Source organism: Vibrio sp. 10N.247.310.98 (assembly GCF_041467395.1).
Lineage (GTDB): Bacteria > Pseudomonadota > Gammaproteobacteria > Enterobacterales > Vibrionaceae > Vibrio > Vibrio crassostreae_C.
Map to the genome: position 1 here is coordinate 54,759 of NZ_JBFSUL010000013.1, position 11,514 is coordinate 66,272.

The window sequence follows — 11,514 nt, forward strand, 5'->3', positions numbered from 1 at the left end:
GGAACGACCAATGAGCACGCTAAATGAAACACCGACAAGCGCCATCAATCGTACCCAATGGCAGCGTTACGACAGTAAACAGAGCCTCATGCTTTGGCTAGGCTGGCTTTGCTTTGTTGCTTTGACAGTATTCGCATGGCAAGTCATGAACAAAGATACGATTTGGTACTTTGTGACTGACTCACCGAATCAACTTGCTGATATATCTTCACGTATGTGGCCGCCGAGATGGAGCTACTTAGATTAACTTTGGAGCCCGTTGTGGGACACCATTAACATCGCGACACTTGGCACACTGTTAGGGATCGTACTCGCGTTTCCAGTAGCGTTCTTAGCGGCACGTAATACAACGCCAAGCATGACGTTTATCAGACCTATCGCGCTGTTCATCATCGCGGCAAGTCGTTCAATTAACTCGTTAATTTGGGCATTGTTATTGGTAGCAATCATCGGCCCAGGCTTGTTGGCCGGTATCATTGCGATAGCGCTACGTTCAATTGGTTTTGTGGCGAAGTTAATGTATGAAGCGATTGAAGAAGTGAATGCAACACAGATGTCTGCAATCCAATCGACTGGAGCTTCTCCGCTGCAGGTATTGAACTACGGTATTCTTCCGCAAGTGATGCCAAGTTTCATCGGCACGAGCTTGTTCCGCTGGGATATCAATATTCGTGAGTCTACCGTCTTAGGTTTGGTGGGCGCTGGCGGTATCGGCTTAAAACTGCAAGAGTCGATGGCAATGCTGGCATGGCCTCAAGTGACTGTCATTTTCTGTGCGATTCTAGTGACGGTCATCTTCTCTGAATGGGTGGCAGCCAAAGCAAGAAAAGCCCTTATCTAAATACTAAAAACAACGTCAAATAGACGGTTAGCTAAGATCAAAGCCTACTCACTGAGTAGGCTTTTCGTTTGTTGAAACGTTCTATTCTGTTTCCTACACGCATAAAAAAACCGAGCAACTCGCAATGAGTTACTCGGTTTGACTTATTCCCGATGTATTCAGTCGTTGTTGGTATCAACGAACGATTTTGCAATCACGACTGAATTCAATGTGACGCTTCGTTCCCGCAAAGCACCACATCAACACAAGCCATCGTTAAATAACTTGCGTGTCAATCATTTACAGTTGAGCAAATGATCCTTCCCACGAGTATGTCTCACCCGCGAACTCAACAGTGTGAGTTGCTTGCTGCGTGTCTTCAGCTTGGTTTGAGATACCGTAGTGGTAAGTGTTACCAGAAGTAGTCTGAATGCGAACAACAGTCCCGACACTGTTATGGCCCACAACAGATACTGATTTAACTAGACCACGAGCGCCTACAGAGGCTTCGATAGACTCGTTAAAGTAACCATGCGTTTCTAGTACAGAAGCAAACACGTGGTTTTGACCAGACTGACGTAAGATGAACGCAGGCTCACTCTTAAGGTTGAAGTCTGGATCGTTAGCACCAGTGCGAGCAAAAATCACTTCGCTGCCCGCATTCGCGCTAGTTACTAGGCTGTAGTAGCTGCTGTCATGTAGCCAGCTTACTAAAGAACCTTCTTCGTTTACTTTGCCTGAAGCCACGTTCCATAGATGTTGGTAACCGTTGTCTTCACCTAGCGGCTTAAGCGTTTTTTCCATGTTGTAATCAAAGTCAGTACGGATGATCTGGCCAGAGTGGTGAACTGGTAGGTCATACTGGTGCTCAGCGTCAGCTTCGATGCGGTACACATCAATTACTAGCGGTTTTTCGAACTCAGGTAGTTCAGCAAGAATCACGCTGCGTTGCATGTCTACGCCAGTGTAGTACTCAGAAATTGTGCCGCTCATACCTTGTAGCGACTGGTCGTCTGCTACGAAGAAGTGCTTCTGACCAAACTTAGACTCAGCCAATGCTGTGTTGAAGTTGTTCTGCGTTTTCTGATCAACCGTTACTGTGTTGTGAGCAACCGTCTGCTTACAGTAAGACTTGTTCTCCGGGATGTAACGACCGCCAAACTTAGGCTCAACGTTTACCCAACGACCGAAGCCGTAATCGTGCAGCACTTCGTGGCCACGGTTGAATACGCTTAGGTGCAAGCCATCGTAGTGACCATGGTCTAGCGCAGAATGGTACTGGTGGTCTGAACCGTGCTGACCAAACCAGATCAACGCCATTGTGTCGTCGTCTTGCACATCACGGTGACGAAGGATGCTTACGCCGCCTTTTTCGCCTTCAGGCCCGTCTGTTACAAACAGGCTACCCCAGTTGAATGGTTTGATGTCGTCTGCTGCATCAACCGCATCAGACAGTGTTTTACCAGAAGCATGAACCCAAACATTTTTTTGGTGATCAGCCATACCAAGCAGAGTTTCAGTCTGCTCGTAACGGTGGTAACACACAGACGTCGCCATGATAACCCCTTCATCGTTGATAGAAATCGTCTTCGATGAATCGTTCAGAGCAGGCAATGTGCCGTCTGGGAATGCAGTTTTGAATACTGAGTAAGACGTTGTCTTGATCACTGAATCGTTAAATTCGTAAATACCGATTTCTGGCTGACGACGTTCAATCGCTTCTGCGAACAGGTAGATTGGACGCAGAGAGAAACGGTGATAGTAAGGACCTTCCATGTAGTAGCCGTCTGGCGAGAACAGTTGGTCAAGTTGCGCTAGGAAACCGCCGCTTACTTTGTCCAATTTCAGGCCGTAAAGTGCTTTATCTACAGACTCTTGATCGTTGATCGCGTAACCACAGATACCTACCGCCGCCACTGCCCATAAGCCGTGGTTGTGTACGATATCGAAGTCGTGTGCGTAAGTAACAACGAACATTTCGATCATTTGCTTCAGAAGATCGTCTTCGATAAGACGCTTCTGCTCTTCAGAGATAGTGTGGTAAATGCAGCTGTACGCACAAGAAGCGTAAAGCATCCACATGTTCTCGTTCAACGTTTGGTGGAACAGCTTACCCGGAGGGTTAGTGTCACGGCTTACGTTGCTTTCCAATGTTGGGTATACCGTTGCGTACGCAGTTAGCATATCAACGATGTAATCACGGTACTTTGTTTCCTCTGTGATCAGGAACAAACGACCCGCAAGATCCATATGGATGTAGTTTTGCTTGTGACGATTGTGCTCGTAACCGCCACCTTCACCGTGACCTGGTACTTCGATGCCAACTTCTGCCATGTACGCGTCAGTTTGTTTAATGTCACGAGTCAGTGCGTTACCTAAAAGGCTATCCTTGCCAAGTTCTTTACGAAGCTCTGCTGCTTCATCAAAGTTAAGTAAAAGTGGTTGATAGCTCATTATTATTTCCCCTGCTTTGCAGTGCTAAGTTCTTCTGAATTTGTTTCTTGTAAAGTTGTCTCTACTGAGTAGAAGCCTGTCCAGCTGTATACTTTGCCGTTCAGTTCTACCTTGTGTTCAGTGTTGTCAGTCGCACCAAGTTGGTTGCTGATCATCACGGTCACATTTGATTTTTCTGTGCTGATTTCGACGACTGAACCTACATTTGTATGCGCGACAACCTTGATGTCTTTCACAACGCCGCGAGCATTGACTGATTGCTCGAACTCTTCGTTGAAGTAACCGTGCGTTTCAAGAACAGAAGCGAACAGTGTTGTTTCGCCCTTGCTACGTAGAATGAAAGCAGGCTCTGAGCGTAGGTTGAAGCTTGGGTCATTCGCGCCAGTGCGAGTAAAGATAACTTCAGCATTGTCGTTAGACGTTGCACCTAACCATGTGTAGTAGGTGTTGTTTTGTAGCCAGCTCACAAGTGCCGTGCCATTCACATCACCGCTTGCTACGTTCCATAGGTGTTGGTAACCGAAGTCACTACCCAGCGTGTTCAACTCTTTATTCGCTTGGTATTCAAAGTTAGTACGAACAATCTGACCGGCATATTGGTGCGAGTAATCGTATTGGTGTTCGCCTTCGCCACCTTTCTCAGAATCTAAGCGGTAAAGATCCAATAGTAGCGGAGATTCCAACTCTTCAAGATTTAGCATGAACACGCTGCGTTGCATGTCAAAACCTTGGTAGTGATCGTTAGCAAACGCACTCATGCCGTTGATTTGCTCGTCTTCTACTTTGAAGAAGTGTGGTAAGCCGTGTACTGCGTCTGCACGTTCAACATCAAAGTTGTTCTGGCATTTTTCATCAATCGTTACTGCGTTGTGAGCAATCGTTTGACGAGCGTAAGATTTGTTTTCGTCTAGGTAGCGGCCGCCAAATTTTGGCTCCACGTTAACCCAACGACAGAAACCGTATTCACGTAGCACTTCTTGACCGCGGTTGAAGAAAGAAATACCCAGCGTATCGAAGTTGCCGTGACCCATGCCGTGTTGACCGTAGTTCATCACTAACTGAGAAACGTCGCCTTTCTTATCCTGCATACGGATAAAGCCTTGCGCGCCGTTGTGACCTTGAGGGCCTTCGTTCAATTCAACACTTGGCCAGAAAGGCATGCCGATTTCTTTCTCAGCAGAAGCTGCTTCGTAGGCTTTAGATAGCTCAAGACCACATGGATGCATCCATACTGCGTCTTGAATCTTCGCCATACCCAGAATATTTTGGTCTACGCCGTTTTCAGACGAGTAATGTTTGCTGTAAACGCTCACTGCAACCTGAACACCCATGTCTGTAATGCCCATTGTGCGAGATGCATCGTTCAGAGCTGGGAACTCACCGTTCGGGTAAGCCGTCGCAAGCATGGCTTGTACTGTGTTACCAATCACGCCGCCTTTGTAGTTGTAGATATCCACTTCAGGCATATGACGGTGGATCACTTCCGCGAATACACAAGTTGGGCGAATCGCGTAACGGTGGTAGTAAGGACCTTCCATGTAGTAGCCAGACGGTGCAAACAGCTGAGAAACTTGCGCTAGGAAGCCGCCAGTGTCGTTACGGTCAATGCCGTACACTGACATTTCAAGGTACTCACGCTTGCCAAGAGCAAGACCACAAATACCGACAGCGGCTACAGCCCAAATACCGTGGTTGTGAATTCGGTCGAAGTCGTGTGCGTATTTAACTGTGAACATTTCTAGCATTGGTTCGAAAATACGAGACTCAATATTGTCGCGTTGTTCTTGTGTCAGGGTTGAAGCAACACAAGAGTAAGCTAAGCTTGAGAACATTAACCAGCAGTGTTCGTTCAGGATTTGGTGGAACAAACGACCTGTAGGGTTAGTGTTTTTCTGTACGTGGTAATCAAACGTTAGGTATTTGTCTGCGTACTCTTCTAGTAATTCTGTAACAAAGTCAGCGTACTTTTGCTCTTTAGTGATCAAGAACATGCGACCAGCTAGATTCATGTACGTGTAATTTTGCTTATGGCGGTTATGTTCGTAACCACCAGCCTCACCATGACCTGGGACATCAATAGGTAAACGCATGAATGCTTCTAGATCTTTCGCGTTCGCTGCAATGGTTTTGCCCATTAAGCTAGAACGGCCCACTTCAAGATGAAGCTGCTCGATTTCTGCTTCAGTCAACAATACTGGTTTAGTCGTCATATTCTTTGTCACCCTCAATAAAGAGTTTATCTGCTTAAACTTTGATTAAATTTTCAAACTTCATATAAAGTAATACAATATGAGCTTTAATTATACCTATTCGTCGCTAAATGATGAGTAGAGTCACACAATTAGCCATAAGTCATTGATGTAGCTTACTAATGGTAAATATTGGCCATTTATTAAGTTGTTGATTTATTTACGCTATATAAAGTATCGCTTGATCGATATCACACAAATTTAGATATATTGTATTACAATTGAACTCATTCCCTTATGATGGATGCAAGTTAAGTAACACTTAAAAGATTTAAACAGATTAGGAGATACACAATGAACTCTTTCTTTATCCTAGATGAAAACCCATGGGAAGAACTTGGTGGCGGCATTAAGCGTAAAATCGTTGCTTACACTGACGATCTAATGGCAGTACACCTATGTTTTGATAAGGGCGCGATTGGCCACCCTCATACTCACGAAATCCATGACCAAATCGGTTACGTAGTTCGTGGCAGCTTCGAAGCTGAGATTGAAGGCGAAAAGAAAGTCCTTAAAGAAGGCGATGCTTACTTCGCTCGTAAACACATGATGCACGGTGCAGTTGCACTAGAGCAAGACAGCATCCTTCTTGATATCTTCAACCCTGCGCGTGAAGATTTCCTAAAATAATAAACAGCGCAACCTCAGTTGCTAAGGTAAGCATATGAAATCATTAAACATCGCGGTCATTGGCGAGTGCATGGTTGAGCTACAAAAGAAACAAGACGGGCTTAAGCAAAGTTTCGGTGGCGACACACTAAATACTGCACTTTACTTGTCTCGCTTAACAAAAGAGCAAGATATCAACACGAGCTACGTAACAGCACTAGGCACTGACCCATTCAGTACCGACATGTTAGAAAAGTGGCAAGCGGAAGGTATCGACACTAGCTTAATTGCTCAGCTTGATCACAAACAACCAGGGCTTTACTACATCGAGACCGATGAAACTGGTGAACGCAGTTTCCACTACTGGCGTAATGATGCTGCAGCAAAATTCATGTTTGACCAGGAAGACACACCTGCTCTACTTGATAAGTTATTCTCTTTTGATGCGGTTTACCTAAGTGGTATTACGCTTGCTATCTTGACAGAGAATGGACGCACGCAGCTATTCAACTTCTTAGACAAATTTAAAGCGCAAGGCGGCCAAGTATTCTTCGACAATAACTTCCGTCCAAAACTTTGGGAAAGCCAACAAGAAGCGATTTCTTGGTACTTGAAGATGCTTAAGTACACAGACACGGCTCTACTGACGTTCGATGACGAGCAAGAGCTGTACGGCGACGAAAGCATTGAACAGTGTATTGCACGTACGTCTGAATCTGGTGTGAAAGAGATCATCATTAAACGTGGTGCTAAAGACTGCCTAGTAGTTGAGAGCCAAAGCGCACAGTACGTTGCTCCAAACCCAGTAGACAACATTGTTGATACTACAGCGGCTGGCGACTCGTTCAGCGCGGGCTTCCTAGCTAAGCGCTTAAGCGGTGGCAATGCACGTGATGCAGCGTTAGCAGGTCATATTGTGGCAGGGACTGTGATTCAGCATCCAGGTGCTATCATTCCTCTAGAAGCGACGCCTGATCTGTCTCTATAATTACGCACTTTAACTATTAATCAAGGGTTTGCTTAGTTGAAAGCAAGCCCACATTTAACGTGAGAAAGAATTCATGACTACATTAAATGAACAACTAGCAAACCTAAAAGTAATTCCTGTAATCGCTATCAACCGTGCTGAAGACGCTATCCCTCTAGGTAAAGCACTTGTTGAAAACGGCATGCCATGTGCAGAAATCACGCTACGTACAGAATGTGCAATCGAAGCGATTCGCATCATGCGTAAAGAATTCCCAGACATGCTAATTGGTTCAGGTACTGTACTGACTAACGAGCAAGTTGACGCATCTATCGAAGCTGGCGTTGATTTCATCGTAAGCCCAGGTTTCAACCCGCGCACTGTTCAATACTGTATCGATAAAGGCGTTGCAATCGTACCGGGTGTTAACAACCCAAGCCTAGTTGAACAAGCAATGGAAATGGGCCTTCGCACGTTGAAGTTCTTCCCTGCTGAACCTTCTGGCGGTACTGGTATGCTTAAAGCACTAACAGCGGTTTACCCTGTTAAATTTATGCCTACTGGTGGCGTAAGCTTGAAGAATGTTGATGAATACCTATCGATCCCTTCTGTACTTGCGTGTGGCGGTACTTGGATGGTTCCAACTAACCTTATCGACGAAGGTAAGTGGGACGAACTAGGCAAGCTTGTTCGTGATGCAGTTGATCACGTTAACGCTTAATCTATTTTAGATTGAGTGATGAAGCCTCACCTCGGTGGGGCTTTTTGTTATCTGGCGTTTATTGCGCTGACTAACCGTAAACACGCTAAATCAACGTTGTGTTTCCCCCACACCCTATCGCCTTTCTCCCTATGGCCTCGTACAGCTCCACGACTAAGACGGGCAAGAACGAGTAATGTAAGGCTTTCAATCTACGTCAGTATGCATCTAACGAAGCGTTACTGGTGTCCCTACTGCCTATCTACCCCCTTTTACCCAGCCCTTTATCCAGCCCTTTATCCAGCAATGTTCCTTTTCGATACGTCGTCAAACATCTCTCATCGCATGCACTGATGGCCACAATAGACAAAGTGCGCCGCAAAATGTGTCCCGTCATCGAGTTTAACGCCCACTCAGTGACAAAAATTCCAAATACGCACCTCTATGATGAATAAATAGCATAGAAAGGCTTCATGGCCGCAGATAAACAGAAAATAGCGAAGTGAAAACAATGAGCTACACTTGAAATCTCAATACAAAAATTTTCAGTATAGGGTTCCAAATTAACGTGAATGTCGTCGCACAACACACCAATTTGTAGCACATTTGTTACGGTTATAATTAAAATCTTATAGATACGGCAAAGTAAGCGCTTTTGTTTATATTGTAATACATATAAACATTTAACCCTCAATTTATTTTAGATCTCAAACAAAATACACTCACATTTAAATTCAATTAAAACAAATACTTATATAACCACGTGTTAGAGGCCGAAAAATCAATGCGACCTAGATCATACTAAAGACATATTGTAGTACAAATAAACCTTGGGACGCGTTAATCTAAGCCCAGTTAATTATGATATTTAAAAGGCTGAAAAGATGACTATTGATACTTTTGTTGTTCTCGCCTACTTCTTCTTTTTAATCGCAATTGGTTGGATGTTCCGTAAGTTCACCACCTCTACAAGCGATTACTTCAGAGGGGGCGGCAAAATGTTGTGGTGGATGGTTGGTGCAACTGCCTTCATGACACAATTTTCAGCATGGACGTTTACAGGTGCCGCAGGACGCGCATTCAATGACGGTTTCGTTATTGTAATCCTATTCTTAGCCAATGCTTTTGGCTACTTCATGAACTATATGTACTTCGCTCCAAAGTTCCGCCAACTTCGTGTGGTAACGGCGATCGAAGCTATTCGTCAGCGCTTTGGTAAAACGTCTGAACAGTTCTTCACATGGGCAGGTATGCCGGATAGCCTTATCTCTGCAGGTATCTGGCTAAACGGTCTAGCTATCTTTGTAGCAGCGGTATTCAATATCCCAATGGAAGCTACCATTGTGGTAACGGGTATGGTTCTAGTATTGATGGCAGTAACGGGCGGCTCTTGGGCGGTTGTTGCTTCTGACTTCATGCAAATGCTTGTAATCATGGCCGTGACAATCACTTGTGCGGTAGCAGCTTACTTCCACGGTGGCGGCTTAACTAACATCGTTGCTAACTTCGACGGTGACTTCATGTTAGGTAACAACCTAAACTACATGAGCGTCTTCATCCTTTGGGTTGTATTCATCTTCGTGAAGCAGTTCGGTGTAATGAACAACAGCATCAACGCTTACCGTTACCTATGTGCAAAAGACAGTGAAAACGCACGTAAAGCGGCGGGCCTAGCATGTATCCTTATGGTTGTTGGTCCACTAATTTGGTTCCTACCACCTTGGTACGTTAGTGCATTCATGCCTGAGTTCGCTGAGCAATACACATCAATGGGCGACAAAGCCGGTGATGCTGCTTACCTAGCATTCGTACAAAACGTAATGCCAGCAGGTATGGTTGGTCTTCTTATGTCAGCAATGTTCGCTGCAACGATGTCTTCTATGGATTCAGGTTTGAACCGTAACGCTGGTATCTTTGTAATGAACTTCTACAGCCCGATTCTTCGTAAAAATGCGACTCAGAAAGAGCTGGTTATTGTAAGTAAGATAACGACTATCATGATGGGTATTTTCATCATTGCGATTGGTCTATTCATTAACTCTCTGCGTCACTTAAGCTTGTTCGATATCGTAATGAACGTAGGTGCGTTGATTGGCTTCCCAATGCTTATCCCTGTCCTACTAGGTATGTGGATTCGTAAGACACCTGACTGGGCTGGTTGGTCTACTCTAGTGGTTGGTGGTTTCGTTTCTTACATCTTCGGTATCTCTCTGCAAGCAGAAGACATCGAGAACCTATTTGGTCTAGAAACAGCGCTTACAGGCCGTGAATGGAGCGACTTGAAAGTAGGTCTTAGCTTAGCTGCTCACGTAGTGTTCACAGGTGGTTACTTCATCATGACTTCTCGCTTCTACAAAGGCCTATCGCCAGAGCGTGAGAAAGAAGTTGACCAACTATTCACTAACTGGAACACGCCGCTTGTAGCGGAAGGTGAAGAGCAACAAAACCTAGATACTAAACAGCGTTCAATGCTTGGTAAGCTTATCAGCACAGCAGGTTTCGGTATCCTAGCAATGGCTCTGATTCCAAACGAACCAACAGGACGCTTGTTGTTCCTACTATGTGGTTCAATGGTACTAACCGTTGGTATCCTATTGGTTAACGCATCTAAAGCTCCGGCTAAGATGAACAACGAGTCAGTTGCCAAATAGCTAAACAGCTAAACAGCTAAATAGCTAAATAGCTAAATAAGCAGCTAACAAGTTAAACCAAAATGAAGCCCATGTTATTCGATAACATGGGCTTTTTGTTTGTCTTCGGTTTATCAAAACGGAATATGAAACGCACCTCGATCAATGCTCACAAACCATAGAAATACCTATCTCCTGCCCTCGTTTCATCTTCTTTTCCAACCTTTCCAATGGTTTGATCTCTTTCTCTGATTGTTTCTGTTACTTTGAATGACAACACAAACACAACAGACAATTACAATGAAAAAAACATCACTATTACTTGCTTCCATTGCTCTGGCACTTTCTGGTGTCGCACACGCTGACCAGCTAGAAGACATTCAAAAATCAGGTACTCTGCGTGTGGGCACTACTGGCGACTACAAGCCTTTCTCTTACTTCGATGGTAAAAGCTACTCTGGCTACGATATCGATGTTGCACAGCACATCGCGGAACAATTAGGCGTTGAATTGAAGATTGTTCGTACCACATGGAAAGATCTACTGACCGACCTAGACGACGATAAGTACGACATCGCGATGGGCGGCATTACGCGTAAAATGCAGCGTCAGTTAAACGCGGAACAAACTCAAGGCTACATGACCTTTGGTAAGTGTTTCTTGGTTGCGAAAGGCACCGCAGAACAGTACGACAGCATTGAGAAAGTGAACCACTCTTCTGTTCGTGTGGGCGTGAACATTGGCGGCACTAACGAGATCTTTGCCGACGCGAACTTGCAGAACGCAAGCTTCACACGCTACGAGAACAACCTCGACGTACCAAAAGCAGTAGCGGAAGGCAAAGTTGATGTGATGGTGACAGAAACCCCTGAAGGTCTGTTCTATCAGGTAACTGACGAACGTCTTGAAGCGGCCCGCTGCGAAACCCCGTTCACCAACAGTCAGTTCGGCTACCTGATTCCTAAAGGTGAACAACGTTTGTTGAACACGGTGAACTTCATTATGGATGAGATGAAATTGAAAGGTGTTGAAGAAGAGTTCCTGATCCACAACTCCCTTAAGTAACTCTTTTCAATTTATACCGT

The 11,514-nt window shown here is 45.0% G+C and carries 7 protein-coding genes and 1 pseudogene; 6 read left to right on the plus strand and 2 right to left on the minus strand.

Annotated elements, in window-relative coordinates; genetic code table 11:
• The first annotated feature begins 10 nt into the window (after positions 1-10).
• Positions 11-841, plus strand: a pseudogene (gene phnE, locus AB6E78_RS07630) (phosphonate ABC transporter, permease protein PhnE).
• Between the two features lie 279 nt (positions 842-1,120).
• Here the strand turns inward: phnE and AB6E78_RS07635 are convergent.
• Complete coding sequence (locus tag AB6E78_RS07635; RefSeq protein ID WP_065583811.1) at positions 1,121-3,274, minus strand: heparinase II/III family protein; 2,154 nt, start codon at positions 3,272-3,274, stop codon at positions 1,121-1,123.
• 2 nt (positions 3,275-3,276) lie between these two features.
• The gene (locus tag AB6E78_RS07640; protein ID WP_171733250.1) at positions 3,277-5,484 is read right to left on the minus strand and encodes a heparinase II/III family protein; all 2,208 of its coding nucleotides are present in this window, start codon (positions 5,482-5,484) and stop codon (positions 3,277-3,279) included.
• A gap of 333 nt (positions 5,485-5,817) precedes the next feature.
• Between AB6E78_RS07640 and AB6E78_RS07645 the strand changes: the two genes are divergently transcribed.
• From AB6E78_RS07645 to AB6E78_RS07665, 5 genes are all read left to right on the plus strand, one after another.
• A complete protein-coding gene (locus tag AB6E78_RS07645) occupies positions 5,818-6,153 on the plus strand; it encodes a cupin domain-containing protein (protein ID WP_009846518.1) in 336 nt (111 codons plus the stop codon).
• Between the two features lie 34 nt (positions 6,154-6,187).
• Positions 6,188-7,120, plus strand: a complete 933-nt coding sequence (locus AB6E78_RS07650) for a sugar kinase (RefSeq protein WP_017061485.1) — start codon at positions 6,188-6,190, stop codon at positions 7,118-7,120.
• A 73-nt stretch (positions 7,121-7,193) separates the two neighbouring features.
• Positions 7,194-7,820, plus strand: a complete 627-nt coding sequence (locus AB6E78_RS07655) for a bifunctional 4-hydroxy-2-oxoglutarate aldolase/2-dehydro-3-deoxy-phosphogluconate aldolase (RefSeq protein WP_017069898.1) — start codon at positions 7,194-7,196, stop codon at positions 7,818-7,820.
• Between the two features lie 863 nt (positions 7,821-8,683).
• Entirely contained in the window at positions 8,684-10,450 is a 1,767-nt protein-coding gene (locus tag AB6E78_RS07660) for a sodium:solute symporter family protein (RefSeq protein WP_136979158.1), read from the plus strand.
• Between the two features lie 279 nt (positions 10,451-10,729).
• Positions 10,730-11,494 carry a transporter substrate-binding domain-containing protein gene (locus AB6E78_RS07665; RefSeq protein WP_017072457.1) on the plus strand — a complete coding sequence of 255 codons (765 nt, stop codon included), beginning with the start codon at positions 10,730-10,732 and terminating at the stop codon, positions 11,492-11,494.
• The last annotated feature ends 20 nt before the right edge of the window (positions 11,495-11,514 follow it).